Raw genomic sequence first — 26,139 nt, forward strand, 5'->3', positions numbered from 1 at the left:
GGCGACGAGCGGCGCGGCGACGAGCGGCGCGGCGACGAGCGGCGCGGCGACGAGCGGCGCGACGACGAGCGGCGCGGCGACGAGCGGCGCGCGACCCGGTGCGGGTCCCTCCGGCCTCGCATCGCCTGGCGCGCGATCAGGGGTTCCGTCTCCCGCTTCGCGGTCCGGGGCCTCAACGCTCGGAGCGCGGCCGGGGGCGGCGGCACCTGACTCACGGGCCAGCGCCGCCTCGAACGGTGACGACTCCGGCGCCGCATCACCCGAGGCGCGCTCCGCCACTTCATCGCCCAGCGCTTCCTCACCCGGACCTCGCTCCGCCACCGGTGCGTTGCCAAGGGCGCGGGACGTCGGCGCGACGCCTGGAGCCCGTTCGGCGGCGGGATCTCGTTCCGCTGCGACGGGGTCTGGCTCCACTCCGGCGGCCCGGCCGGCACCAACGGCCCGGCCCGCACCCACAGCCCGGCCTGCGGCGGCAGCCCAGTCCGCTCCTGCGGCTCGGGCTGCGGCGGCGGCCCGGTCTGCGCCGGTGGCTCGGGCTGCGTCCGGGGGGCGTGCGGAGGGTGCGGGTTCGCGGTCGAGGGACCTGGGTGAGGGGGCCGAGCAGCTCAGCGATGAGCTCGCGAAGCCGTCGGTGAACGTGCTGGCCGGTGGGCCCTATCTCGGCGACAAGACGGATCGGCCCGATCTCGTCATCCTCGCGCCCGTCACCCCGCTGGACGGCGTGCTGGTCAACGAGTTGCTCGACCTGGACATCCCCCACCTGCTGGTGTCCGCGTTCGAGGGGCATGGCAGCGTGGGCCCTCTGGTGCTGCCCGGCATAACGGCATGCCTGCACTGTCTCGACCTGACGCGCCGGGACAACGACGCCGGCTGGCCGATCGTGACCGCGCGTCTGGGCGGCTACCCGCCGGGAGAGATCGCCCTCGACTCGGCTCTCGCCGCCCTCGTCGCGGCGCAGGCGGTCGGGCACGCGCTTGCTCATCTGGACGGCCGGAGATCGGTTGTGACCAACGGCACAATGGACGTAATGCCTGATTGGCGCTGGAAAAGACAGGCGTGGAGCGTACATCCGCAATGTCGTTGTATGCGAAACAATCCTTATTCGCTAAGAATGGTGATGACGCCTAACCGCGACTGACGTGCTCAGAGGCGACCACGAAGGGGGGAAGCGGCATCTCCACCGAGGTTCCGCGCATCAGTGTGAGCGATCTTCCGCGCCGTGCTGTCACACGCTCAGCCAAGCTGGCCGCCCTTCCGCTCGGCTTCGCCGGGCGGGCAGCGCTGGGGCTGGGCAAACGCTTGGGTGGCAAGTCCGCCGAGATTGTGGCCCAGGAAGTGCAGCAGCGTACCGCCGAGCAGGTCTTCAAGGTGCTCGGTGAGCTCAAGGGCGGCGCGATGAAGCTCGGGCAAGCGCTGTCGATCTTCGAGGCGGCGCTTCCGCAGGAGATCGTCGGCCCCTATCGAGCCACGCTGACCAAGCTTCAGGACGCCGCTCCCCCGCTCCCCGTGTCCACCGTCCACAAGGTCCTCACCGAGCAACTCGGCGACGACTGGCGGGCGAACTTCGTGTCGTTCGACGACCAGCCGACCGCCGCCGCCTCGATCGGCCAGGTGCACAGGGCCGTGTGGCACGACGGCCGGGACGTGGCCGTCAAGATCCAGTACCCGGGGGCGGGCAAGGCGCTGCTCGGCGACTTCGCTCAGCTGGCTCGTCTGGGGAAGCTGTTCGGTGCGCTGCTGCCCGGCCTCGACATGAAAGCCGTGCTGTCGGAGCTGCGTGAGCGGGTCGCCGAAGAGCTCGACTACCTGCGCGAGGCCGAGGCCCAGCACGCCTTCGCGTTGGAGTTCAACGGTGACCCGGACTTCCATGTCCCGGATGTGGTCGCGGCCAACGAGATGGTGCTGGTCTCGGAGTGGATGGACGGCACCCCGCTGTCGCGCATCATCACGGACGGCACCAAGGAGCAACGCGACCGGGCCGGCCTGCTGTTCGTACGCTTCCTGTTCAGCTCACCGGCACGGGTCGGCCTGCTCCACGCCGACCCGCACCCGGGCAATTTCCGCATGCTGGCCAACGGCAAACTCGGCGTCCTGGACTTCGGCGCGGTCAACCGGCTGCCCGACGGCTACCCCAGGATCTTCGGGCCGCTGATGCGCATCTTCAACCAGGGCGACATGGAAACCGTCATGAACGGCCTGCGCAAGGAAGGCTTCATCAGGGAGGACATCGAGATCGACGCCGACGCGCTGCGCGCCTTCCTCGCGCCGTACGTCGAGCCGACCGCGGTGGAGGAGTTCACGTTCAGCCGGGAGTGGCTTCAGGCTCAGGCGGCCAGCGTGGCGGATCTCCGTCCGGGCAATGTGGTGCGCCAGCTCAACCTGCCGGTGTCGTACGTGCTCATCCACCGCGTGCATGCGGCGGGGATCGGCGTGCTCTGCCAGCTGGGCTCGACGGCGCGCTTCCGCGACGAGGTGATCCGCTGGGTCCCCGGCTTCGCCGACGATCCCGACGACGAGCCCCTGACGATCGGTTAGTGGTCGGGCGCGGGACGTCTTAGCGCCCCCAGGTGATAGGAGGCCTTGGCGCCTCCATGCGGGACGCGCCTAGCGGCTCCACGCGGGCAGGCCTTGGTCCCCCATGCGGGACGTCTAACGGCTCCGCGCGGACAGGTCTTGACGCCCGCCCCAATGCGGGACGTCTTGGCCCCCCGCGTGAGACGTCTTGGCCTCCCCCATGCGGGACGTCCTGGCGTCCCCGCGCGGGCCGTCTTGACGCCCCCGCGTGAGAAGCCTTGGCGAGCCCGCGTGAGAAGTCTTGGCGAGCCCGCGTGAGAAGTCTTGGCGAGCCCATGCGGGACGTCCTGGCGTCCCCGCGCGGGACGTCTTGGCGTCCTCCTGGCGGGATGCCCCATTGCGGGACGTCTTGGCATCGCCGCGCGAGTTAGTGCCCCGCGCAGGGCGGCTTGGTGTCCCCCGCGTGTACGTCTTGGCCGGTGGGCGGCTTTGCTAGCTGATGGCAATTCGCGGATGGAGCTATTAACGATGACTACTCTGTGTAATCATTGGAGCGCAAACCGTTACTCTCTTGGGAGGATTCCCATGCATCGACCCGCGCAACTATTGGTGGCCGCCGCGCTGACGGCCGGAGGTCTGCTCGCGGCCGCCCCGGCTGCGCACGCCGTCGTCGATCCCGCCGTCGTCGCCGAATGCCTGACCGGCAGTGTCAGTGATCTCACACACCTCGTGGACCCGACAGCCCCGGGCGTGCCCGCCGAGGTTCCCGCCGTTCACTGTCTGGCTCCCTGATCGGCCGGCACCGTGAACGTGCGACGCTGCCGGAGTACGCGCCGGGGAGGTACCCGTTTCATCGGGATAGCTGCCGGAGAACGCGCCGAGCGGTTCCGTTCCATCGGGGTAGCGGACGCGGCCAGGCCCGCGCGGTCACGGTGACCCGATAGACCTGCTCGCCGGCTCTCCCCGGGGTTCCGCTCTTCCGCACGGGCCTGCCTGGGAGGGCCGGCGAGCAGCATTTCACCTGGCTGAGCGCCCATGTTGCGCTTGGCTGATTGCCCATGCGGCCAGCCAGCTGATTGCCTATGCGGTCAGCCAGCGCACTGGAACGAGCTCAGCTGAGGCCCGACAGGAGGGCCCGGACGCCGTCGGTGAGAATGAGCTCACCGTCCTCTCGCGATTTGAGGAACCAGCCGGGGAGCGGGCTGCGAAGTGAGCAGGTGAGCTCGATGCTGACGAGGCCGTGGATCGTCGTCCACACCAGGTACGCCGCGCGCACGGGGTCGCCGGTGCGGATCAGCCCCGCTTCCGAGGCCGCCGAAGTGGCCTGGGCGAGCAGATCGAACGTCAGGCGGAGGGCGTCATCGCGCTGCTGCGGCGAAGGATCGAAGTCGGGCAGCGGGCGCTCGAACATCAACGCGTAGAGCGCCGGATCGCCCAGTGCGAACTCTCTGTAACCGTAGGCCACCGCCATGATGCGGTCGAGCGGGTCCGTGTGGGCGTCCAAGGACTTGGTCATCACCTCGTACAGGAGGTGGAATCCGTACTGGTAGATGGCTTCGAGCAGGCCGGCGCGGCCGCCGAAGCACGTGTAGATGCCCATGGTGGAGGTGCCGGCGACGTCCGCCACCCGCCGGAGGGTGAGGTGGAGCGCGCCCTGTTCGCGGAGGACTCGCATGGCCGCGTCGAGCAGGTCCTGGCGCAGTGCGCCGAGTTCTTTCGGGGTGCTTACGTCTCTCGGCACCTACTCACCATATCTGGCGATAACGCGCATCATAACGAGCGTTATCCCGAAAGAAAGGACTCACCAGATGCGCGTCTACCGGGTCACGGCGGCGGCAGGGTTCGTGTGTGCTGTGCTGCTCGTGGTCAATTCCGCCCGCCGCGCCGGCTTCCTGCCGGAGACGGCCTTCACCCATGCCATCGCACCCTTCGGAGCGCTGACGGGGTTACTCGCGATCACCGGCATCTACCTGCTCATCAGAAGTACGGCGGGCACGCTCGGCCTCGTCGGGTACGTGCTCAACTCCGCCGGACTGGCCGGGGCGTTCGCGATCGAGTACATCCTGCACTTCGTCTTCCCCTACCTGGGCGGCGGCACCGTCACCGGGCTGCTGGCCGGGAGCACGGGGCGGGCGTTCCTCGTGACCTCGGTGGTGCTGCTGGCCGGGGTGCTGACGTTCAGCGCGGCGGCGATCAGGAGCGGAGCCATGCCTGTCGTGGGCGTGGTGCTGTATGCGGCGGGGATGATTCCCGGATCGCTGCGCAACCTGATGCCGGTGCCGATCTACCTGATCGGGCTGGTGGCCGCGGCTGCCGGGATCGCCTGGATGGCGGCGCGGCTCTGGACCGCCGAGGAGGAGCCGGTCGCGCAGGGGGCACGGCGGGGCGTACGCCACACGGTCTAGCACGGTGATCGCGCGGTGCGGGTACGGGCGCTGCGTGCGGCCCAGGCGAGGAGCCTAGGGAGGTTAGGGCACGAAGGCGCGCCACCTTCACCCGCAGGGGAGGAGGAGAGGGCGGGCCGGGGTAACGGGCTGGTCGGAAGGCCAGTCCGCGCCCCGGTCCGCCCCCGCTTCGCCTCCGGCTGGTCAGAGCAGGCTGATGGAGTGGAGGGCAGCCCGCCTGGGTGATGCTGGGAAGAGTGGGAGCAGCCCCGCCCGAGTGGTTGCCGGGGCAAGGTGGGAGCGGCCCCGCCCGAGTGGTGCCGCGAAAGGTGAGAGCAGCTCCGCCCGGCTGGTGCCAGAGGAAGTGAGAGCAGGCCCGCCCGGCTGGTGCCAGAAGAAGGTGAGAGCAGGCCCACGCGGGTGACGCCAGAGGAAGGTGAGAGCAGGCCCACCCGGGTGATGCCGGGAAAGGTTGGAGGGAAGTGGCCGTTGGCGTTGCCGGGTGAGCGATTGCGCGTGCTGATCAGCGATCGCCCGCCTCGCCGCCGTCTGGCCGGCGTCACCTTGTGAGCCTGCTGCTTGGCTCGTTCTGACGGAAGCCTGACCGAAGCCTGACCTGCGGGAGCGCCCGGCTGGGAATGCTCTCACCCGCAGCGGGAGTTGGTGCGCTTATGACGACAATCGCGTTCATCGGCAGCGGACACATCGGCGGCACCGTCGCCCGGCTCTCCATCGCGGCCGGCTACGACGTTGTGCTCAGCAACTCAAGGGGCCCCGAGACGCTGAAGGATCTGGTCGACGAGCTCGGCCCGAAAGCCCGCGCGGCAACCTCGGCGGAGGCCGCGGCGGCCGGCGATCTGGTTGTCGTCAGCGTCCCGCTGAAGGCTTACCCCGACGTTCCCGTGGAACCTCTCGCCGGCAAACCGGTCATCGACACGAACAACTACTATCCCGATCGGGACGGCCACTTCTCCCAGCTCGACGACGCCTCGATCACGTCGAGCGAACTGCTGCAGCAGCACCTGCCGACGTCCAAGGTCGTCAAGGGCTTCAACAACATCTACTTCAAGCACCTGGTGGCGCTGCCCCGCCCTGACGCCACCGACCGCACCGCCCTGCCGATCGCCGGCGACGACGCCGCCGCGAAGGACACGGTAACGAGGTTCCTCGATGCCATCGGCTACGACGCCGTCGATTCGGGACCGCTGGCGGACAGCTGGCGTCTCCAGCCCGGGACCCCCGTCTACGGCACCCCCTACGCGGGTGGCAATCCGAACTTCTGGGAGTCCCCGGGAGTGCCGGCCGGCTCCGCGGCGATCCAGACCGCAGTGGATGCCGCCACGCGCTGACCCCCGTGCTCGTCTCCATGACGTCACGCCAGGGAGTAGCTGCGCCGTGCTCGCTTCCTTGGCGTCACGCCCAGGGGCCAGCCGAGCTGGGCTCGCCTCCTTGGCCGCACGCCAAGGACCAGCCGCACCGTGCTCATCTCCATGGCGTCACGCCAAGAAGCGCGGCATGCGCACCCGCACCATCGCCGGACTCGGGGAACGGTCGAGCGGCCAGGCCCGGGCCAGGACGGTCGAGCGGCCAGGCCCGGGCCAGGGGTCGAGGGGTTCCGGGCTTGAATGCGGTGCGGTGACGCGATCTTGAGCGTTCCCGCCGGCTTCGCCGTTCGGGAAGTGTGCTGAGAAAAGGGGAAGAGCCGGGCGCTGGGTGCGCCCGGCTCTTCTGTGTGGATCTACCGGAAGATCCTGCGCCGGCGGCAGGATCTTCCGGATCAGACCTGCCGGTTCAGGGCTTCACGGAGGCGGTCGTTCGCCCGCCTGACCTGGCGCCGCGCCCGCTGCACGCGTGTTACGCGCAGGATGAGGCGTTGCTCCTCCGCCTCTCGGTGGAGGGTTTGTATTCGGTCATTTACCAGGTCATGGATGAGATTCGGCACTGCACGGCTCCTCGTGTAATGAGTGCTCATTGGTTTGTTCGCTTTCTGCTGGTAGGTGCGGTGTTCAGGCAGCGACCGGGTGCTTGCGGGGACGCCCGCGCGGACGCTTGCGGGGAACGACGGTTCCCCGCAGGACGAGTTCGCCGCCCCAGACGCCCCACGGCTCCTCGCGCTCAAGGGCGCGAGCGAGGCAGGCCTTCTGGATCGGGCAGCCGCCGCAGAGTGCCTTGGCGAACTCGACGTCCTCCGGCGACTCGGCGAACCACAGGTCAGGGTCGGTACGACAGGGGATCTTGGCTTCGTCGATCAGGTCCATGATCGTCTTCGCCCCCATCTGCTTCTCCTTTTGATCGAGCTTTTTGATCTTGGTCGGGCACCTCGGTGGTGTTCGGGGATCACGGACAAACAAGAAGGCCGCGGATCCGGTTTGTGGGATCCGCGGCCTGGGGGCTGTTGCCGGTCAGGTTATGACCGGTACATCCCTCCAGGGTTGCGGACCGCACACTCCACCATTGGTGAGCTGGTTGGCCGGCAGTTCGATACGTGCGACGTAGACAGGAGCCCCTTGCACTCCGGCACCGGAGTGGGCGCGGGCGTAGAAGGCGGAGGCCTCTCTACGGGCAGACTTCTCCTGCCGCGGCTTGGCCGGCCCATCGGCGAGCCTCACCACGTCACTGCATGCGAAGGCGAGCCACTGCGTGGCCGACATCTGGATGCTGATCACCTGGACTCACCTCCACTCTCTGGATCGTCGGAACAGGAGTGTCCGACTCGCTTGACCATGACCCTAAACCGGAAGCCCGCGAAGGGGCAACATATTTTCTACCTGCGATTTTGTTACTTTGTCAGGCGGATCATGGCCTCCTGAACGACGGAGACCACGAGGTCACCCGACGCAGTGAACATCTCACCGCGAGCAAGTCCCCGGGCACCGCCCGACCACGGGGACTCATGAGCATAGAGCAGCCAGTCGTCGGCCCTGAACGGGCGGTGGAACCACATGGCGTGGTCGAGCGAGGCGCCCATGACGTTCGACGTGCCCCAGGCCATGCCGTGCGCCAGCAGGATCGTGTCGACCAGGGTGAAGTCGGACGCGTACGCGGCCAGCACCACGTGCAGCAGCGGGTCGTCGGGCAGCTCGGCGTGATAGCGGAACCACACGTTCGTCTCGGCGCTGCGCAGCTCCGGGTTCCGGTGCGCCTCCCAGGTGAGCGGGGACGCGTAGCGGGCGTCCACCGGGCGCGGGCGCGAGAGCCAGTCGCGGAGCTCGGGGTTGTCGCCCAGCAGCCCGTACATGCGGTCCTGGAACGTGGGGAGCGTCTCCGGATCCGGCACGGCGGGCATGACCGACGCCTGGTGCGACACGCCCTCCTCGGGAATGTGGAACGACGCGGACATCGTGAAGATCGCCTTGCCGTGCTGGACCGCGACGATTCTGCGGGTGGTGAACGAACGGCCGTCGCGCAGGCGCTCGACGTTGTACACGATCGGGATCGCGGGGTCGCCCGGCCGGATGAAGTAGGCGTGGAGCGAGTGGACGTTGCGGTCCTTGGGGACCGTACGGCCGGCCGCCACCAGTGCCTGCGCCGCCACCTGGCCGCCGAAGACGCGTTGGATGCGCTCCTCCGGGCTTCTCCCCCGGAAGATGTCGAGCTCGATCTGCTCCAGGTCGAGCAGGTCGAGCAGCTCCTTCAGCGCCTCGTTCACGTGTCCGTCTCCCTTGTGCTTTCCGGTCCTGGGACAAGTTTGACGTGCCGCCCAACTGCGCCCAAGGTGGGCCTGCCCTGTCTGATGATTCCCTGCCGGGGTTTCGGGCCGGTTACGCCCGTCAGGGAGCGCGGCAGAGGGAGAGTACGGCTTCGCCGTAGCGCTCCATCTTGACGCGGCCGATCCCCGCGATCGACAGCAGCTCCTGCTCCGTCCCAGGCGCCCGCTCCGCGATCGCCTGCAGCGTCACGTCCGTGAAGACGACGTACGGCGGGACCTTGGCCTCCTTGGCCGCCACCGTGCGCCAGGCCTTGAGGCGTTCGAGCAGGGCCTCGTCGTATTCGGCCGGGCACGTCACGCACCGGCCCAGCTTCTGCTCGGCCGCCGCCACCAGCGTCTTCGCGCACACGCGGCAGCTCATCGGAGCGGCCACCGGGCGGCGTTCGCGGGCGGCGGGAGCGATGCGGGGCGGCGCGGAGGTGCGGCCGGTGAGTCCGTCGAGGAAGCGGGACGGGCGGCGGCTCTTGCGGCCCCCCGGGGCGCGGGCCAGCGCCCAGGAGAGCGAGAGGTGTTCCCTGGCCCGGGTGATGCCCACGTACAGGAGGCGGCGCTCCTCCTCGATCTGCTCCGGCGTCTCCGCGTAGACGATCGGCAGCATGCCGTCCGTGAGGCCGACCAGGAAGACGGCGTCCCACTCCAGGCCCTTGGCGGCGTGCAGGGAGGCCAGGGTGACGCCCTCGATGGGCGGGGCGTGCTGCTCGGAGGCGCGGCGTTCGAGCTCGGCCACGTACGCCGGCAGCTCCGCCCCCTCCGAGGCCATGTCCTCCGCCAGGTCGGCCAGCGCCTTCAGCGACTCCCACTTCTCCCTGGCCTTGCCGCCCCCGGGAGGCGTCGGGGTCAGGCCGACGCCGCTGAGGATGTTGTGCACCTCCGAGGCCAGGGGCGCGCCGGTGGCCGAGCGGGCGGCGCCGCGCATCAGGACGACCGCCTGGCGTACTTCCGGGCGTTCGAAGAATCGCTCTGCCCCGCGCAGTACGTACGGGATCTCGGCCTTGGCCAGGGCCTCCTCGTAGGAGGCCGACTGGGAGTTGACCCGGAAGAGCACGGCGATCTCGCGGGACGGCACGCCCTTGTCGATCAGCTTCCTGATCGCGCGGGCGACACCGGCGGCCTCGGCGGGCTCGTCGTCGTAGTCGGAGAAGGCCGGCCTCGGGCCCTCGGGCCGCTGGGCCACCAGCTCCAGGCGGTGGGGGGACTTGCCCTTGGCGATGACCAGGTTCGCGAGGTCGACGACCTGCGGAGTCGAGCGGTAGTCGCGCACGAGCTTGATGACGGCGGCCTGCGGGTGCTCCACCGCGAACCCCGTCAGGTAGCGCGGGCTCGCGCCGGTGAAGGAGTAGATGGTCTGGTTGGGGTCGCCGACCACGCAGAGGTCGTCGCGCCCGCCGAGCCAGGTGTCGAGCAGCAGCTTCTGCAGCGGGTTGACGTCCTGGAACTCGTCGACGACGAAGTAGCGGTATTGCTGGCGGATCTGCGCCGCGACCTCCTGGTGCTCGGTCATCACGGCCGCGGTCAGCTCCAGGATGGTCTCGAAGTCGACCAGGTGGCGCTCGCGCCTGATCTGCTCGTACGCCTCGTAGAGCCGGGCCACCTCCTCCGCCGGGCCGGGAGGCGTGCGGTGGTATTTGGCCGCGGCGGCCACGTAGTCCTCGGGGCCGATCTGGGTGACCTTGGCCCACTCGACCTCGGCGGCGATGTCCCGCAACTCGGACCGATCCGGATTTTTCCGGATCTGGCGGCAGGCTTCGACGAGGATCGGCAGCTTGGACTCGATCACCGACGGCGCCGCGCCACCGATGACCCGCGGCCAGAAGAAGGTGAGCTGGCGCAGCGCCGCCGCGTGGAACGTGCGCGCCTGCACGCCGGGAGCGCCCAGCGCCCTGAGCCGCTGCCGCAGCTCCCCCGCCGCCCGTGTGGTGAAGGTCACCGCGAGCACGCTCCGCGCGTCGACGACGCCGCTGCGTACCGCGTAGGCGATACGGTGGGTGATCGCCCTGGTCTTGCCCGTCCCCGCGCCCGCGAGCACGCACACGGGCCCGCGTACGGCCTCGGCCACCGCACGCTGCTCGGGATCCAGACCGGTCAGGACGTCGTCCACGTTATTCACCCGTTCATCCTCCCAGCCGCTGGCGGTGAAGCACTTTATTCTGGCAACATGCGGGCCGACGTATGTTCATAGTCATCAGGATGCAAAGAACTGGTCTCTTCCCCCACAATGGGGCCGACCATATGCATGGGGGAAAGGGAAGACCGTGCGAACTGCGGTGTCCGTGAGCGTTCTCGCGCTCGCTGCCGTTGTGCTCACACCCGTCGCGGCGAGCGCGGCCAAGGAGCCCACACCTGCCCCCTCGGTGAGCAACCCCGTAGGCTCTGACGGCCTCGGCGGCGTGGCCACGGAGAGCGTCGCCTACGGCTCTCACCAGCGCCAGAACATGGACGTCTGGTGGACGCCCGACGGCATGCAGCGGCCAGGGGTCTTCCTGATCCACGGCGGCTGGTGGTCCAGCGGCGACAAGAAGTACATGAAGGAGATCACCCGCAGCTACGCCGAGCTCGGCTACACCGTCTTCAACCTCAACTACCGGCTCTCCGGCGACGCGGCCTGGCCGGCGCAGCGCACCGACGCGCTGGCCGCGATCGCGACGGCGCGCAAGCACGCCGACAGGTGGGCGTTCGACCCGGGCAACTACGTGGTCGTGGGCTTCTCCGCGGGCGGGCACATCGCGGCGGCCGTGGGCACCTACGGCGACGGCGTCAACGGCCTCAAGGGCGTCGTGGGCCTGTCGCCGATCATCTCGCCGCTGCGGGCCTACTCCGACGGCGAGAAGTCCACCGACCCCAACAAGCGCAGGCTCCGCACGGCCGCCATCCGCCTGGCCGGCGGCTGCGCGCCGAAGGGCAAGTGCTCGCGGGTGTGGGCCAGCATGGAGGTCGCCTGGCACGCCAGCCGCAAGGACGCCCCGATGCTCACCGTGCACTCGGCCGACGAGTTCGTGCCACCGGTGCAGAGCCAGCTGCTCAAGCAGATGCTCGGCCAGGTGGGCGTGCCGGTGACGGTGTTCACGGCGCCGGGGATCAATCACAGCGCCCCCCTCTACCGCGAGCCGGGCGTGGCCGAGCGCGTGCAGGCCTGGATCGCCGAGCGCATCGGATAACCGGCCCGCCCACCGGACGCACGGCGGGATTAACCGGGCACGCCGCGTTGTTGCAAGGAGCGCCTGTTCTCGTGACCTCGGAGGGATCTTCCACAATGGCGCTCACGGTCTACAGCACCACCTGGTGCGGCCCCTGCAAGCGGCTCAAGGCCCAGCTCGCCCGTGAGGGCATCAGCTTCGAGGAAGTCGACATCGAGCGCGACACGTCGGCCGCCGAGTTCGTGATGAGCGTCAACAACGGCAACCAGGTCGTGCCGACCGTCGTGATCGACACGCCCCGCGGCCGCGTCGTGCGGACGAACCCCTCCGCCCGCGAGGTCAAGGCCCTGCTCGAAGCGGCCTGATCACCAGTCGCCGGTCAGCTCGCCGCCGTACCAGGTCTCGATCAGGCGGCGGGCTATCGACACGGGAGGCGGCAGGCGCAGCTCGCCCGACTCCAGCGCCGCCGCCAGCTCCGCGCGCGAGAACCAGCGCGCCTCGGCGATCTCCTCCGAGTCGGGCGTGAGCGCGGTCGTGATGGCGTCGGCGAAGAAGCCGAGCATCAGGCTGCGCGGGAACGGCCAGGGCTGGCTGCCGAGATAGCGCGGGTTGACGACGGTGACGCCGACCTCCTCCGCCACCTCGCGGGCGACGGCGTATTCGAGCGACTCCCCCGGCTCCACGAACCCCGCCAGGATCGACAGCCGCCCCTCGGGCCACTGGGGGCCGCGGGCGAGCAGGCAGCGGTCGTCCTCGTCGCGGATGAGCATGATCACCGCGGGGTCGACACGCGGGAAGTGCTGGCTCGCGTCCTTCGGGCAGACACGGATGTGGCCGCCGGCCTGGACGTCGGTGCGCGAGCCGCAGCGCGGGCAGAACTCGTGCGTCGCGTGCCAGGCCTCCAGCGCCACGGCGTAGACCAGCAGGCCCGCGTCACGGTCGCCGAGCAGGCCGCCGACCTGGCGCAACCCGGCCGCGACCGGCTCGCCCTCCGGCGCTTCGCGCAGGCTCATCGGGATCGTCACCCGGCCGTTGCGCTCGCCCGAGGAGACGCCGGGCAGCGGCGCGGCCACCGCGAAGTAGGCCACCCCCTCCTCGACGCCCAGCAGATAGCGGGGACCCGGCGGCGCGTCCGCCGGGGTGAACAGGACCGCCTGCACCTCATCGCCCGTCCGGCGCACGAGAGTGTGACCGTTGTCGATCACCAGCACTCTGGTCACGGGGTCGGACCACGCCCGCTCCAGCCACCCCTCGTCGGCGCGCAGCGCCGACGAACGGTCTATGGTGCCGCGTGCGAGCAGCAGCGGTCCGATGAGTTGCTCTTCTGCGGTGGTCTCCACAGGCGCCCCTTCCAAATCCCATGTCATCCTATGACCTCGCGGTTGGCCGCCGATTGAGGTGTACCGGCCCCGGCGTGATCTCTCTAGGGCTAAGATCGACGAGTTAGGTTAGCCTTACCTGATCCTTCTCGGGGGTGCCTTCGCGTTGCGGCTTTACCTGACCGCGCTCAAACCGACCGATTCCGTGACGGACGGTTTCCTGCCCGCCGCGGAGGCGCTGGGGTGCGAGGTGACCGTCCTCACCGATCGCCCGGAGCGGCATCCGTACGCGGTCGGGTGCGACGTACGCGATCCGCGTGCGCTGATCGACGCGGTCGAGCAGCTCGGCAGGCCGGACGCGATCTTCTCCAACTCCGACCATCTGCAGACGGAGACCGCGCTGGCAGCCGCGTACTTCGGGCTTCCCGGCAAGGACTGGCGGGCGTGCGCCGCCGCCAAGAACAAGTTCCTGATGCGTCGCAGACTCCTAGAGGCGGGGATCGAGCAGGTCAGGTCGATTCGGCTCGCCCCCGGCGATCCGCTGCCTGAGCGCCTGCCCTACCCGGTCGTGCTGAAACCGCGCGAGGGTGTGGCCAGCGAGGACGTCCTGCTGGTCGAACGCGATCTGGCCGGCGCCGTGGCGCAGGTCAGACGGCGGCGGCCCGGAGAGGCGCTGGTCGTCGAGGAGTACCTCGAAGGGCCGCTGCGGACGCTGGAGACCCTGGGCGACGGGACCGGGGCGCGGGTGCTCGGCGGGTTCGAGACGACGCTGGGCGCGCTGCCGTACTTCGTGGAGGAGCGGCTCGACTGGGCGCCCGCGGACCCCGGCGACGAGGGGCACGTGCTGGCCGCGCTGAACGCGCTGGGCGCGGGGTTCGGGGCCTGCCACACCGAGTACGTGCAGACCGCCGCGGGCCCCCGGGTGGTCGAGGTGAACTACCGGGTGATCGGCGACCACTGCGACTTCCTGCTGGGCGACGTGCTCGGGGTGCCGCTGTTCGAGTGGATCCTGCGGGTGCACCTCGGGGAGCCGGTGCCCGCACTGCCCGGTACGTCCGGGTACGGAAGCGCATTAAGCCTGATCGCGGACCGGCCGGGGACCGTCAAGTCGGCGCCCGGTCACGAGTCCTTCGCCGACGGCGGCGTTCGGCTGTGGCACCGGCCGCTGCGCGAGGTCGGCGAGGTCGTCTCCCTGACCCACACCAACCGGGACTATCTGGGCGTCGTCCGCGCCGTCGGGCCCGATCGCGCCCGGGTGGACGCGGCCATCGAGAGTTTCCGCGCCGCGCGGCCCTGGGTGGTGGAATGAGCGCTCGGGAAGCGTATCTGGCCGCCCGGGTGCTGGACGCGCTCCTGCGCGAGGACTACGGCGGGCTGTCCGACCGCATCACCAGGACCAAGGACGGCGTGGGCCTGCTGCTGGCGGACGGGCGCTGGGTCAGGCTCGCGCCCGGGGCGCTCTTCCAGGACTTCGTGGTCGCGCGGGACGAGCGGCTGGGGCTGGAGCAGGTCCTGGAGACGCTGGTCGAGGTGGCGGACCCGGCGGACGCCGAAGGGGTGGCGGCCTTCTTCGAGGAGTGCCTGGCGGCGCTCACCGCCGCTGAACTGCTCGACGCTCGGGCGGATGAGGTGCTGGCGCGGGGGCCTTCGTACGAGACGCTGGCCGCGTTCGCCGACCATCCGGTCTATCCGACCTCACGGGCGCGGGTGGGGCTGTCGGACGATGAGCTGCTGGCGTACGCGCCGGAGTTCGGGCCCTCGTTCGCGCTGCGCTGGGCGCTGGTCCCGCATCGCGTGCTCGCGCCGGGGTCGGCCGCGCGGCTGCCCGGCGACGTGACGCCCCGGGGGATGGCGGGCGACGGCGTCCTGTTCCCCGTGCATCCGCTGGCCGTGGCCGAGGTACGGAAGATCGACGGGGTACGGGTGCTCGACGAGCCCGCGATCACCGTGCGGCCCACGCTGTCCATGCGGACGGTGGAGCTCGGCCCGCGTACCCACCTCAAGCTCCCGCTCCCGATCAGCACCCTCGGGGTCAGGAACCGGCGCTCGATCAAGCCGGGCACGCTGGCCGACGGCGCGCGGGCGGAGTCGCTGCTGCGCGAGCTGGCCGATCCCGACGTGCTGCTGGCCGACGAGCAGGCGTACGCGCACGCGGGCCACGAATACCTCGCCTGGATGGTCAGGCGGCTGCCGGCCGGCAAGATCGTCCCGGTCGCCTCGCTGAACGCTCCGGGGGTGCTCGACGGCCTCGGGGACGTGCTCCCCGGTTACCTGCGGCTGCTGCTGCGCTGGAACGTGCGATTGTTCGTCGAATACGGCGTGGCGCTGGAGGCCCACCAGCAGAACCTCGCGCTGGTCTTCGCGGACGACCGGATGAAACTGCTGGTCAAGGACAACGACGGGCTGCTGGCCTCGCCCGCGCGGCTGCGGGCGGCCGGCGTCGAGGTGCCGGACTTCGCGGACGCCCGGATGCTGAACGACGACCCGCACGCGCTGGCCGACGTCTTCGTGACCATCACGCTCCACCTGGCGGCGGCGGCCGTGACCTTCGGGGCGCTGCCACATGCCGAGGCGGCGGCGCTGCTGCGCGACACGCTGGCCGAGGCGCTCGGCGCGTACGGCGACGACCCCATGGCCAGGCTCCTGCGCGCCAGGACGCTCGGCGCGGCCAGGCTCACCGGCAAGTCCATGATCACGGCGGGGACGCTCGTGGCCAAGGAGCGCTCGGGGGCGAGCGACATCAACAAGTTCTACGGCACCAGCGGGCCCAACTATTTGAGGAGAGCGTGAATGCACGGAGTGGCCATCGACGCGCCGTCCCTCCTGGCCGAGGAGGCGACGCTGGCGGCCCTGCTGCGCTGCTGCGTGCGGGAGGTGGCCGGGCCACGCGGCCTGGTCTGGCCCGCTCCGCCGTACGTGCTGCTGCGGATCGCGGGGACGCTGCTGCGGGCTCGCACGCACGGCGGGGCGGCGCTGCGCTTCGACGGGCCGCCTGAGCGCCTGGAGGACGGCGCCTGGCGCCCGCTGACGACCGATGAGCTGGTGGTGCTGGTCGAGGCCGAGTTGCAGGGGGCGGGGGACAACGGCGAGTTCGCCGGGCAGGTGGCGGCGAGCAGGGCGGCCGTGGCCGCGATCCTGCGGGCCAGGGCCGGTTCGGTGCCGCCGGCCGATCCGTGGCTCGCCTCGGAGCAGGCCCTGGTGTACGGGCACCCGTTCCATCCGAGCCCGAAGGCGCGCGGAGGGTCCGGCTGGCTGCGGTACGCGCCCGAGGCCCACGCGGAGTTCCCCGTCAGGCTGCTCGGCGTGCGGGAGGACGTGCTCGCGGAGGCGGGTGACGCGACCGTGCTGGACTCGATGGGCACGGCGCCCGCCGGGTACCGGCTGCTGCCCGCGCATCCGTGGCAGCTCGACCTGCTGCGGCCCGCCTTCGGGCCCGAGCTGCTCGATCTGGGGCCCGGGGCCGTGGTGCTGCCGACCTCGTCGGTGCGGACGGTGTACGCCCCGGACGCGGAGGTCTGCCTGAAGTTCTCCCTCGATGTGCGGATCACGAACTGCGTGCGGAAGAACGCCTGGTACGAGCTCGCGGGGGCCGTGGAGCTGACCTCGCGGCTGCGGCCGGTCTTCGACGAGCTGTCGGTCAAGCACCCGGCCGCCCGCTGGCTCCCCGAGCCCGGTTACCGCTCGGCCGCCCTCGGCACCCGGCTGCACGAGGGCCTGGGGGTGATCGTCAGGGAGAGCCCGTGGGGCGTCTGCTCCCCCGGTGTGACCCCGGTCCTGGCCGCCGCCCTCGCCGTGGACGCGCCGGCCCGGGATCCGATCGCGTGGTGGGCGGCGTACGTGTCGGCGGTCGCGCTGCCGGTCCTGGAGCTGTATTTCGCGCACGGCGTCGTACTGGAGTCCCATCTGCAGAACGTGCTGGTCGGCCTGGACGCGTCCGGGCTGCCCGTACAGGCCGTCTTCCGTGACCTGGAGGGCACCAAGCTCGTCGGGGACCGCCACGACCTGGACGGCCTGCACCCCGAGGTGGCCGCGGCCCTCACCTACGACGCCGAGCGCGGCTGGGCCCGCGTGGTCTACTGCCTGCTCGTCAACCACCTGACCGAGATCGCGGCCACGCTCGCGGGCGGCGACGACGAGTTGCTGCGGGAGCTGTGGCGGACCGCCCGCGACCTGCTCGTGAAGCAGGCCGGCGATCTGGGCTGGCCGCTGCCGTTCTCGGACCTGCTGGCGGGCGCGCCGCTGCCCGCCAAGGCGAACCTGGGCGTGCGCTGGGCCAGGGCGGCCGACCGCGCCGCCGGGTATGTCCCGATCGCGAACCCGCTCGCATGATCCCCTCACGCGTCCTGGACGCCGCGCAGCGCCTGCCCGGGGCTCCCGCCTACCTCTACGACCTGCCCGCGCTGGACGAGCACGTGGCGGGCGTGCGGCGGGCGATGGGGGAGACGGAGGTGTACTACGCCGTCAAGGCCAACCCGGACGCCGAGCTGCTGCGCGTGCTGGCCGGGCACGTGGACGGGTTCGAGGTGTCGTCGGGGGGCGAGCACGCGCACGTCACGGGCCTGTTCCCCGGGAAGCCGGTGGCGCTCGGCGGGCCCGGCAAGACCGACGCCGAGCTACGCCTGCCGCATCACCGCATCCACGTCGAGTCGCCGAACGAGCTGCGCCGCCTGCTCGCCACCGGCCTGCCGGCCGACGTGCTGCTCCGGCTGAACCCGGACCTGCCGGTCGAGGGCGCGTCCCTGACGATGAGCGGGCCGTTCGGCATGGACGAGGCGGGGGTCGCGGAGTGCCTGCCGCTGTTCGATGACCGGGTACGGCTGCGCGGCCTGCACACCCACCTGGCCAGCGGACTGGACGCCGGTCAGCTCCTCCGCCTGGCTGAGAGGCTGCTGGACAACGAGCACGAAGAGGTCAACCTGGGCGGCGGCATGGCGGTCTCCTACGACCGGCCGGAGTCGAGGTTCGACTGGGCGGCGTACGGGGCCGGGCTGGCGGAGCCGGGCCGGGGGCGGCGGCTGCGGGTGGAGCCGGGGCGGGCGCTGACCGCGTACTGCGGCTACTACGTGACCAGGGTCGTGGACGTGAAGCGGGTGCGCGGCGAGGCGTACGCGATCGTGCTGGGCGGCACGCACCACCTGCGTACGCCGGTGACCAAGGGGCACGACCAGCCGCTCACGATCCTGCCCACGGGCGGCGGGCCCGGAGTGGCCGGGGACGCGATCACGTTCGTCGGCCAGCTGTGCACCCCGAAAGACGTCTTTGCCCGAAATATCGTGACCTCAGCCCGGGTGGGGGACACGGTGGTCTTCGAGATGGCCGGGGCCTATGCCTGGAACATCTCGCACCACGACTTCCTCATGCACCCGAAGCCTTCTTTCCACTATCTGCGATCTTGACGCTCTCGATGAGCTTCACCAGACCTTCGGCGTCGAGCAGGTTCACCGGGCGGACGGTCCTGTTCGCGCGTACGTAGTGGAAGGCCGCCCGCACCTTCTCCAGCGGCACGCCCGCGAGGTGCGCCCAGGCCAGCCGATAGGCGGCGAGCTGCACGTTCGCGGCCTTGGCCGCCTTGCCCTTGGGCGGCTCGCCCGTCTTCCAGTCCACGACCTCGTAACCGCCGTCGGGCAGCTCGAACACGGCGTCCATCCGCCCGCGCACCAGCCGGTCGGCGATCATCGTCTCGAACGGCACCTCCAGATCGACCGGCCGCCGATCCGCCCACTCGCTCTCCTCGAACCGCTCCTGAAGGTCGGCCAGCCGCACGTCCGCCTCCTCCGGCTCCTCGTACGGGTTGAGCTCGAAGTCGTCGATCAGCCGCTGCTGGTCCCAGCGCGTCTCCAGCCACTTGTGGAACGACGTGCCGCGCCTGGCCAGCGGCGCCGGCTTGACCGGGACGGGACGGCGGATCCTGCGGGCCAGCTCGCGCGCGTCGGTGGCCAGCGTGACCAGCGCGGAAACGGTCAGCTTGGCCGGCAGCTCGACGGTCCTGGCGGGCCGGCGGCGATGCAGCTCGCGCTCGCGCAGCAGCAGGTCGGTGTCGCGCTCCCAGGCCCGCAGGCGCTCCTCCTCGAACGCCCGCAGCGGCTCGTCCTCGTCCTCCTCCGCGAGCGTGCCCGCCAGCGCGTCCTCGACCAGGCGGGCGCCGTCGAGCGTGGACTCGTAGCGCAGCCCCTCGGGCGTCACCGGCCAGATCGCCTCGGCGGGCTCGGCCAGCAGCGGGTTGGTCGCGCCTTCCGCCGGGTCCGGCGCCCAGAACGCGACCCGGTCGGCCGTGTCGCGGATCTCCAGCAGGAACTCCGACGGCTCCAAGGGCTTGGTCGCGCTGCCCCACCGGTAGCCGGAGGCGATCAGGTGGTAGTGGGCGCGGGTCACGGCCACGTACGCCAGCCTGCGCTCCTCCATCAGGTCCCGCTCGCGGCACTGCTCGTCGAACGCGCCCAGCTCCTCCTTGCTCAGCCCGCCCAGCCTGGGCAGGTCGGCGGCGTCACCGCGCAGGGCGTAGGGGAGCTTACGGGGATTTTCGCTCCAGCGGCTGTTCATGACCGGGGTGGCGGGGAACACGCTGCCCGTCGCGATCGTCCCCTTCGAGCTGAGCAGCCGCGACAGGCCGGGCACGACCACGATCGGCCACTCCAGGCCCTTGGAGGCGTGCACGGTCATCAGCTTGACGCTGTTGCTCTCGCCGACCCGGCCGGCCTCCAGCCCGAACTCCTCGCTCTCCGCCGCCTGAAGGTAGGCCAGGAACGCGCCCAGCGTCGGATCCTCCGCGTCGCCCGCGAACCTCGACGCCGCGTCCAGGAACGCGTCGAGGTCGGCCCGCGCCGCGAACGCGCCCGCCGTGCCGCTGCGCGCGGCCACCTCGATGTCCAGGCCGAGCTTGCGCTCGACCTCGGTGATCAGGTCGGGCAGCGGCTGCGCGGTGTGCGCACGCAGCTGACGCAGCTCGTGGGCGAGCGCGACGAGCCTGGTGCGGGCCAGCGGCGAGAACGACTCCAGCCACGCCTCCCTGTCGGGCAGCTCGTCCAGCGCGTCGATCAGGCTGCCGCGCTCCTCGGCCAGGTCGGCCACCACCTGGTCGAGCGGGTCGGCCACGCGGTGGCTCTCGCTCAGCTCGCGGGCCAGCTCCCTGGCGTACTCGCCGAGCGCCCGCAGGTCGGCGGGCCCGATCCGCCAGCGCGGCCCGGCCAGCAGCCTGGCCAGCGCGTCGCCGGCCGTCGGGTCGTAGAGGACGCGCAGGGTGGCGACGATGTCGTTGACCTCGGGAACGGTCAGCAGGCCGCCGAGACCGACCACCTCGACCGGGATGTCGCGATCCTCCAGCGCCCTGCGCAGCGCGGGGAACTGCGAGCGCTTGCGGGCCAGGATCGCCACGTCCTGCGGCTGGATGGCGAGGGTCTTCTTGCGCTCCTTCTCGCCCCAGGGCATGCCGTCGGGGGCGACCTCCTGGCCGAGCATCCTGGCCAGGCCGTCGGCGATCCACTTCGCCTCGTCCTCGGCGGTCTCGTGGAACGCGCACGTGACCCGGCCCCTGTCGACGCGGTTGGGGCCGGGGACGAGCACGGGGACCTCGCGGGCGTCCATGCGCAGCGGGAGCTGCACGCGGGCGGCGACGTCGAGCACCCGGTCGCCGTTGCGGAAGCTGACGCTGAGCTGGCGGACCTCCGCCTGGTCGCCCGCGCTCGTGCGGAAGTCGCGGGGGAAGCGGCGCAGGTTGCCCGCCGACGCGCCGCGCCAGCCGTAGATCGACTGGCACGGGTCGCCGACGGCCGTGACCGGGTGGCCGCCGCCGTAGAGGGACCTGAGCAGGACGAGCTGGGCGTGGCTGGTGTCCTGGTATTCGTCGAGCAGCACCACGGAGAAGCGTGAGCGCTCGATCTCGCCCACTTCCTTGTGGTTGGCGGCGATCCGCGCGGCCAGCGACATCTGGTCACCGTAGTCGATGACCTCGCGGCCGCGCTTGAGCCGCTCGTACGCCTCCACCAGCGGCAGCAGCTGCTCCCTCGCCGCCTGGACGCTGAGCGGCTTGCGCTGGGCGAGCGTCGTCCTGCCCGGGAGCCTGGCGTGCCTGTCGGCCAGCCACTCCCCCACCCGCCGCACGTCGGAGGCCGTACGCAGGTGCTCGGACAGCTCGCCGGCCAGCTCCAGCACGGCGGCCGTGACCGACGGAGGGCCCAGCTCGATCTTGTCCATCGGCCCGTCGTACATCGCCACCACCCGCGAGGCGAGCTGCCACGACACGGCGGGCGTGACCAGGCGCATGGTCGGCTCCAGCCCCTCGCGCAGCGCGTGGTCGGTGACGAGGCGGGCGGCGTAGGCGTGGTAGGTGGAGACCGTCGGCTCGTTGTCGAGCGCGCCCGGCGCGACCAGGCCCGCCTCCGCCAGGCCGTTGAGCCGCTCCCTGACCCTGGTGGCCAGCTCGGCGGCGGCCTTGCGGGTGAAGGTCAGGCCCAGGACGTTCTCCGGCTTGACGAGGCCGTTGGCGACCAGCCAGACCACGCGGCCGGCCATGGTCTCGCTCTTGCCCGAGCCGGCGCCCGCCATGACGACCATCGGCTCCAGCGCGGCCTCGATGACCGTGGCCTGCTCGCGGGTCGGTGGCAGGACGCCGAGCTTGCCGGCGAGTTCGGCGGGGCTCAGCACACCTGGCCCCCGTTGTCGTTGACCGGGCAACTGGCCCTGGCCGCGCACGTGCGGCAGCCGTCGTTGACCTTGGCCTGGAAGAACGGGCCCGACATGCCGGTCGCCACCGTGTCGACCAGGTCGGCGGCCCAGCCGGGGTTCTTGTCGTCGGCCAGCGCGCCCTGCTGCTGCTCCATCGCGTCGTTCTTGCCCGCCGCCTTGCCGAGCTGGACCAGGGCGGCCCCGCCCGGCTCCGTCATGCCGTGCCGCGCGAACGCGCCCAGCAGCGCGGCGAGCTGGTAGACGCCGAGCTGCGGGTGCCGGTCGAGGTCGCCCGCCTTCGGTTTCGCGCCGCCCGTCTTGAGGTCGATGATCACCGCGCGGTTCTCCGAGTCGCGCTCTACCCGGTCGACGCGGCCCTTGATCTGGACGCCCTCCGAGACCATCGCGGTGAACGCCTCCTCCAGTGCCACGAGCTCGCGCGGGTTCTCCTTGTGCCAGCGCAGGAACTTGCCGATCATCTGCTCGGCGACCTGACGCTGCTTGCGGTTGTACCAGAGGCCGCCGAAGTCGAGCTCGCCCCAGACCTGGTCGAGGCGGTCGCCCAGGAGGTCCTCGCTGGGCAGGTCGGTGGCCGCGAGCACGGCCAGGGCGTGGATGACGTTGCCCAGGCCCTGCGCGGTGCTGGTGCCCGCCGCTCCGACGGCCGTCTCCAGCAGCCAGCGCAGGCCGCATTTGCTGAAGCTCTCGACCGCCGACGGTGAGATGTTGACGATGCCGTCCGGCCAGCTCAGCGGGCGGTCGTCGGTCATGGGCGTGAGGGCGTACCAGTCGTTGGGGTGTGCGCCCTGCACCCCGGCGGCGGCCAGGCGGGCGAGCTGCTGCGCGGCCTTCTGGCGCAGCTTCGCGGGCTTGGTGGGGTCGGTCACCGCGCTGCGGAGGTCGGCCACCAGCGCGGACATGTTCAGCCAGCGGGCGCGGTCGTCCACCGTGGCCGACTCCACCGCGCCCGGCATCAGCTCCGACAGGAACCTGGAGGGCCGCTCATCGGTGTCCTCGCCGCCCACGGCGGTCACCACCAGCCTTCGCCTGGCCCTGGTGGCGGCCACGTAGAACAGCCTGCGCTCCTCGGCCAGCAGCTTGGAGGCCAGCGAGGCGGCGCTCGGCTGCGCGCCCTCCACCACCTCGACGAGGTCCTCGATGCCGAGCAGCGAGCCGCGCAGCCGCAGGTCCGGCCAGACGCCCTCCTGGACGCCCGCGACCACCACGACGTCCCATTCGAGGCCCTTGGCGCGGTGGGCGGTCAGCACGCGCACGGCGTCGCCGTCGGGGGCGCGGTCGGCCAGCGTGTCGCCGGGGATCTCCTGGGCGGCCAGGTCGTCGATGAACACCTCGGGGCCCGCCTTGGGCATCCGGTCCACGAACCTGGCCGCGTGGTCGAACAGGGCCACCACGGCGTCCAGGTCGCGGTCCGCCTGCGCGCCTCTGGGGCCGCCTGACAGGCTCTGCTCGGTCCAGCGACCGGCCAGGCCGCTGCCGTTCCAGACGGCCCACAGGAGGTCTTCCGCGGTGCCCTCCTCGCGTGCGGCCTCCCTGGCGGCCAGGAGCAGCTTGGCGACTCGTTCGGCTGGGAGGGCTATGTGGGGCTCTATGCGGGTCAGCTCGCGGGCGTCCCTGATCGCCGCGACCAGCAGCTCCCCGGACGAACGCGCCCCCACCGGCCCCTCGGGCCCCGCCTCCGCCTCACCCTCCGGCACCGCCTCGGTTTCCGCCCGGCCCTCCGCCTCTTCGGCCGGAGCCGCAGGAGGGCCACCGCCGTCGCCAGCGCTGGCGTCGGCTCCGATCTCGTCAGAAGCCCCGCCGTCGCCGTCCTCAACCCCGCTGTCGGTACGGGCCTCAGCGTCGGCGCGGGACTCGGGGGCGTCGAAGGTGTCGGGGACGTCGAGAGTGTCGGGGACATCGGGAGCGTCAGCGGCCTCGGGCTGAGGTGCGCCGAGGGCTTCGGGGCGGCTGGGTGCGTCCGTGGCGTCGAGCGAAAGGGCGTTCAGTGCCTCGTTCTCGGCGATCTTGAGTGCCCGGCGGAGGCGGCGTACACCGATCATGTCCGTACCGCCGAGCGGCCCCGTCAGCAGCTCCTCCGCCACCCCCTCGTCGAGCTCCGCCGGATCGAGCGCCACCTTGAGCATGGTGAGCAGCGGCCGCACCCCCGGCTCCTGGGCGATCGGCACCTCGTCGCCCGCGATCATCGTCGGCACGCCCGCGTTGACCAGCGCCCGCCGCAGCAGCGGCACCTGGCGCTTGGCCGAGCGGACCAGCACGGCCATCCGGTGCCACGGCACGCCCTCGATCAGGTGCGCGCGCCGCAGCGTGTCGGCCACGATCGCGGCCTCCTGGCTGGTGCTGTCGGCCAGCAGCACCTTGACCTCGCCGGCGTCGGTCTCCGGCAGGGGCGCCAGCTCGCGGTGGCCGTGCTCGTGACCGTAGACGTGGTCGGGCATGGGTGCGACGGGCAGGCGGGCCGCGACCCTCCGGGAGGCCTCCAGCAGGTCGGCCCCGCTCCGCCGGCACACCCGCAGCGCCAGCACCCGCGCCTCACGGCCGTCGCGGGCCGGGAACCGTTCGGGGAACTTCATGATCCCCTGCACGTCTGCGCCCCTGAACCCGTAGATCGACTGGTCGGGATCGCCCACCGCGATCAGGTCGCGCCCGTCGCCGGCGAGCTGGGCGAGCAGGAGCTCCTGGGCCGGGTCGGTGTCCTGGTATTCGTCCACGAACACCACGTCGTGCGCCGCCCGCTCCCGCTCCCGGACCTCCGGCCTGGCCAGCAGCGCGGAGGCGGCGCCGATCAGCTCCGCGTAGTCGTAGGTCTCCTCCGGGTCCAGGTCGAACCGGTCTTGGTAACGCTCGGAGAACCGGCCCGCCGCCATCCAGTCCTGCCGCCCGTGCCGCCTGCCGAGATCCACCAGGCGTTCGCCGTAGAGCCCGCGCTCGTTGGCGCGGGCCAGGAAGTCGCGCAGCTCCTCGGCGAACCCCCGGGTCTTGAGCGGCTCGCGCAGCGACACCGGCCAGTCGAGCCCGCCGCTCTCCAGCTCGCCGTGCAGCAGCCGCCGGATCTCCAGCAACTGCTCGGGGCCGGTGAGCAGGCGCGGCGGGGCCTTGCCGTCGAGCACGGCCTCGCGGCGCAGGAGCGCGTAGGCGTAGGAGTGGAAGGTCAGCGCCAGCGGGGTGCGGGTGGTGCGGCGCAGCCGGCCGGTGACGCGCTCGCGCAGCTCCCCCGCGGCCTTGCGGCTGAAGGTGAGGATGAGGACGCGCTCGGGGTCGAAGCCGCGCCGCTCGATCCTGTCGACGACGCTCTCCACGATCGTGGTGGTCTTTCCGGTGCCCGGACCTGCGAGAACGAGGAGAGGCCCGCTCTGATGGCCGACCACGGCACGCTGGTGCTCATCGAGCACAGGGGGCACAACAGGTCCGCCGCTGCCACGCCGCACCAACCGCCAGGTCTGACCACTCACAGCACTAGATTCCACCAGACCACAGGGGTAGATCGTGCCGACTTGCCCGGTCTCCCCACGCGATCCGCCTACCGTATCGAGGCAAATATCCACTTTCGTGGCGACACGCCGCCGCCGTGTTCGCCACGAGCGTCCTCGATTGGGCCCCGTCCGCTCCCGCGCGCAGACCCTATTCGCGATATATCTTGACTTCAGGAAGACGCGACATATCTTGCTATGCAGAGCGGATCCACCCAAGGGAGACGAGTCATGACGAAGACCGGCAAGGGCTACAAGGGCATCGGCATGGAAGGCACGATCGCCCGCTGGTACGCCGCCGGCACCGCCAAGGACGCCAGCAGATTCGAAGCGCAGTTCGCCCAGGTCAGGCGGCTCACCGGGCAGGGCAGCGCGGTCTTAGAGGTGGCCCCGGGGCCCGGCTACCTGTCCATCGCCCTCGCGGGGACCGGCGACTACACGGTCACGGGCCTGGACATCAGCGAGACCTTCGTCAAGATCGCCAAGAGCAAGGCGGCCGAGGCCGGCGCCGAGGTGGACTTCCGGCACGGGAACGCCTCCGCGATGCCGTTCGCCGACGAGAGCTTCGACTTCGTCATCTGCTGCGCCGCGTTCAAGAACTTCTCCGACCCGGTCGGCGCGCTCCGGGAGATGCACAGGGTGCTGCGGCCCGGCGGCTGCGCCCTCATCAGCGACCTGCGCAAGGACGTGTCCAAGGAGGCGGTCGACAAGGACGTGGACAAGCTGGGCGTCACCGGCCTGAACAAGATCTTCATCAGGTACGTCCTGCGCTCGGTCCTGCCCCGCCGCGCCTATCTCGAAAGCGAATTCGCGGCGCTCATCGCGCACACCCGCTTCCGTACCTTCGACATCCAGGTGTCGCCCCTCGCCCTGGACGTCGAATTGCGGAAGTGACCGCCCGATTCCCGCACATACGGAGCGTTCGGCCTT

20 protein-coding genes are annotated in these 26,139 nt (G+C 71.1%); 13 read left to right on the forward strand and 7 right to left on the reverse strand.

Annotation, left to right across the window (positions count from 1 at the left end):
• From ABEA43_RS64850 to ABEA43_RS64865, 4 genes are all read left to right on the forward strand, one after another.
• Positions 1–210, forward strand: a 210-nt coding sequence (locus tag ABEA43_RS64850) for a hypothetical protein (protein ID WP_345579925.1), incomplete at its 5' end; no start/stop codon positions are given.
• Between the two features lie 421 nt (positions 211–631).
• Positions 632–1,138: a hypothetical protein gene (locus ABEA43_RS64855; RefSeq protein WP_345579928.1), complete on the forward strand. Its 507-nt coding sequence runs from the start codon at positions 632–634 to the stop codon at positions 1,136–1,138.
• A gap of 62 nt (positions 1,139–1,200) precedes the next feature.
• Positions 1,201–2,535 (forward strand): ABC1 kinase family protein, encoded by a 1,335-nt coding sequence (locus ABEA43_RS64860; RefSeq protein ID WP_345579931.1) that lies wholly within the window; start codon positions 1,201–1,203, stop codon positions 2,533–2,535.
• Positions 2,536–3,099: 564 nt separating this feature from the next.
• A complete protein-coding gene (locus ABEA43_RS64865) occupies positions 3,100–3,306 on the forward strand; it encodes a hypothetical protein (RefSeq protein ID WP_345579934.1) in 207 nt (68 codons plus the stop codon).
• Between the two features lie 319 nt (positions 3,307–3,625).
• On the opposite strand, the gene ABEA43_RS64870 is transcribed toward ABEA43_RS64865, so the two are convergent.
• A complete protein-coding gene (locus ABEA43_RS64870) occupies positions 3,626–4,255 on the reverse strand; it encodes a TetR/AcrR family transcriptional regulator (RefSeq protein ID WP_345579937.1) in 630 nt (209 codons plus the stop codon).
• Between the two features lie 67 nt (positions 4,256–4,322).
• On the opposite strand from ABEA43_RS64870, the gene ABEA43_RS64875 reads away from it, so the two are divergent.
• Positions 4,323–4,919 carry a hypothetical protein gene (locus ABEA43_RS64875; protein WP_345579940.1) on the forward strand — a complete coding sequence of 199 codons (597 nt, stop codon included), beginning with the start codon at positions 4,323–4,325 and terminating at the stop codon, positions 4,917–4,919.
• A gap of 650 nt (positions 4,920–5,569) precedes the next feature.
• Entirely contained in the window at positions 5,570–6,247 is a 678-nt protein-coding gene (locus tag ABEA43_RS64880) for an NADPH-dependent F420 reductase (RefSeq protein ID WP_345579943.1), read from the forward strand.
• Between the two features lie 657 nt (positions 6,248–6,904).
• Here the strand turns inward: ABEA43_RS64880 and ABEA43_RS64885 are convergent.
• The 3 genes from ABEA43_RS64885 to ABEA43_RS64895 form a co-directional block, all read right to left on the reverse strand.
• Positions 6,905–7,174 (reverse strand): WhiB family transcriptional regulator, encoded by a 270-nt coding sequence (locus ABEA43_RS64885; RefSeq protein WP_195902416.1) that lies wholly within the window; start codon positions 7,172–7,174, stop codon positions 6,905–6,907.
• A gap of 503 nt (positions 7,175–7,677) precedes the next feature.
• Positions 7,678–8,547 carry an acyl-CoA thioesterase gene (locus ABEA43_RS64890; RefSeq protein WP_345579953.1) on the reverse strand — a complete coding sequence of 290 codons (870 nt, stop codon included), beginning with the start codon at positions 8,545–8,547 and terminating at the stop codon, positions 7,678–7,680.
• Between the two features lie 121 nt (positions 8,548–8,668).
• Positions 8,669–10,705, reverse strand: coding sequence for an ATP-dependent DNA helicase UvrD2 (locus ABEA43_RS64895; protein WP_345580019.1), 2,037 nt, complete (start codon positions 10,703–10,705; stop codon positions 8,669–8,671).
• Positions 10,706–10,859: 154 nt separating this feature from the next.
• Between ABEA43_RS64895 and ABEA43_RS64900 the strand changes: the two genes are divergently transcribed.
• Together ABEA43_RS64900 and ABEA43_RS64905 are read left to right on the forward strand one after the other, a co-directional pair.
• Positions 10,860–11,762 (forward strand): alpha/beta hydrolase, encoded by a 903-nt coding sequence (locus ABEA43_RS64900; protein WP_345579956.1) that lies wholly within the window; start codon positions 10,860–10,862, stop codon positions 11,760–11,762.
• A gap of 95 nt (positions 11,763–11,857) precedes the next feature.
• Positions 11,858–12,106, forward strand: coding sequence for a mycoredoxin (locus ABEA43_RS64905; protein WP_345579959.1), 249 nt, complete (start codon positions 11,858–11,860; stop codon positions 12,104–12,106).
• Here the strand turns inward: ABEA43_RS64905 and nudC are convergent, their stop codons facing one another.
• Positions 12,107–13,081: an NAD(+) diphosphatase gene (nudC, locus tag ABEA43_RS64910; RefSeq protein ID WP_345579962.1), complete on the reverse strand. Its 975-nt coding sequence runs from the start codon at positions 13,079–13,081 to the stop codon at positions 12,107–12,109. It abuts the gene before it with no gap.
• Positions 13,082–13,226: 145 nt separating this feature from the next.
• On the opposite strand from nudC, the gene ABEA43_RS64915 reads away from it, so the two are divergent.
• The 4 genes from ABEA43_RS64915 to ABEA43_RS64930 are packed head-to-tail and all read left to right on the forward strand — an operon-like array spanning position 13,227 to position 18,456.
• Entirely contained in the window at positions 13,227–14,369 is a 1,143-nt protein-coding gene (locus tag ABEA43_RS64915) for a siderophore biosynthesis protein (RefSeq protein WP_345579965.1), read from the forward strand.
• A complete protein-coding gene (locus ABEA43_RS64920) occupies positions 14,366–15,850 on the forward strand; it encodes an IucA/IucC family protein (protein ID WP_345579968.1) in 1,485 nt (494 codons plus the stop codon). The genes ABEA43_RS64915 and ABEA43_RS64920 overlap by 4 nt, the downstream gene beginning before the upstream one ends.
• Positions 15,851–17,389, forward strand: a complete 1,539-nt coding sequence (locus tag ABEA43_RS64925; protein WP_345579971.1) for an IucA/IucC family protein — start codon at positions 15,851–15,853, stop codon at positions 17,387–17,389.
• Positions 17,386–18,456: a type III PLP-dependent enzyme domain-containing protein gene (locus ABEA43_RS64930; protein WP_345579974.1), complete on the forward strand. Its 1,071-nt coding sequence runs from the start codon at positions 17,386–17,388 to the stop codon at positions 18,454–18,456. Before ABEA43_RS64925 ends, ABEA43_RS64930 begins: the two co-directional genes overlap by 4 nt.
• Here the strand turns inward: ABEA43_RS64930 and ABEA43_RS64935 are convergent.
• Both ABEA43_RS64935 and ABEA43_RS64940 read right to left on the reverse strand, forming a co-directional pair.
• Positions 18,416–21,700: an ATP-dependent helicase gene (locus ABEA43_RS64935; RefSeq protein WP_345579977.1), complete on the reverse strand. Its 3,285-nt coding sequence runs from the start codon at positions 21,698–21,700 to the stop codon at positions 18,416–18,418. The genes ABEA43_RS64930 and ABEA43_RS64935 overlap by 41 nt on opposite strands.
• Positions 21,694–25,131, reverse strand: coding sequence for an ATP-dependent helicase (locus ABEA43_RS64940; protein ID WP_345579980.1), 3,438 nt, complete (start codon positions 25,129–25,131; stop codon positions 21,694–21,696). Before ABEA43_RS64940 ends, ABEA43_RS64935 begins: the two co-directional genes overlap by 7 nt.
• 309 nt (positions 25,132–25,440) lie before the next feature.
• Between ABEA43_RS64940 and ABEA43_RS64945 the strand changes: the two genes are divergently transcribed.
• Complete coding sequence (locus tag ABEA43_RS64945) at positions 25,441–26,103, forward strand: class I SAM-dependent methyltransferase (RefSeq protein WP_345579983.1); 663 nt, start codon at positions 25,441–25,443, stop codon at positions 26,101–26,103.
• Positions 26,104–26,139 lie beyond the last annotated feature (36 nt).

This window comes from Nonomuraea rosea (genome assembly GCF_039539705.1).
GTDB classification, from domain to species: Bacteria; Actinomycetota; Actinomycetes; order Streptosporangiales; family Streptosporangiaceae; genus Nonomuraea; species Nonomuraea rosea.

What these genes read in the sequence shown, in the direction of transcription:
- ABEA43_RS64865 (WP_345579934.1), top strand. Translation starts at nt 3,100, where the DNA reads ATGCATCGACCCGCGCAACTATTGGTGGCCGCCGCGCTGACGGCCGGA.
- ABEA43_RS64875 (WP_345579940.1), top strand. Translation starts at nt 4,323, where the DNA reads ATGCGCGTCTACCGGGTCACGGCGGCGGCAGGGTTCGTGTGTGCTGTG.
- ABEA43_RS64880 (WP_345579943.1), top strand. Translation starts at nt 5,570, where the DNA reads ATGACGACAATCGCGTTCATCGGCAGCGGACACATCGGCGGCACCGTC.
- ABEA43_RS64885 (WP_195902416.1), bottom strand. Translation starts at nt 7,174, where the DNA reads ATGGGGGCGAAGACGATCATGGACCTGATCGACGAAGCCAAGATCCCC.
- ABEA43_RS64905 (WP_345579959.1), top strand. Translation starts at nt 11,858, where the DNA reads ATGGCGCTCACGGTCTACAGCACCACCTGGTGCGGCCCCTGCAAGCGG.
- ABEA43_RS64920 (WP_345579968.1), top strand. Translation starts at nt 14,366, where the DNA reads ATGAGCGCTCGGGAAGCGTATCTGGCCGCCCGGGTGCTGGACGCGCTC.
- ABEA43_RS64925 (WP_345579971.1), top strand. Translation starts at nt 15,851, where the DNA reads ATGCACGGAGTGGCCATCGACGCGCCGTCCCTCCTGGCCGAGGAGGCG.
- ABEA43_RS64930 (WP_345579974.1), top strand. Translation starts at nt 17,386, where the DNA reads ATGATCCCCTCACGCGTCCTGGACGCCGCGCAGCGCCTGCCCGGGGCT.
- ABEA43_RS64945 (WP_345579983.1), top strand. Translation starts at nt 25,441, where the DNA reads ATGACGAAGACCGGCAAGGGCTACAAGGGCATCGGCATGGAAGGCACG.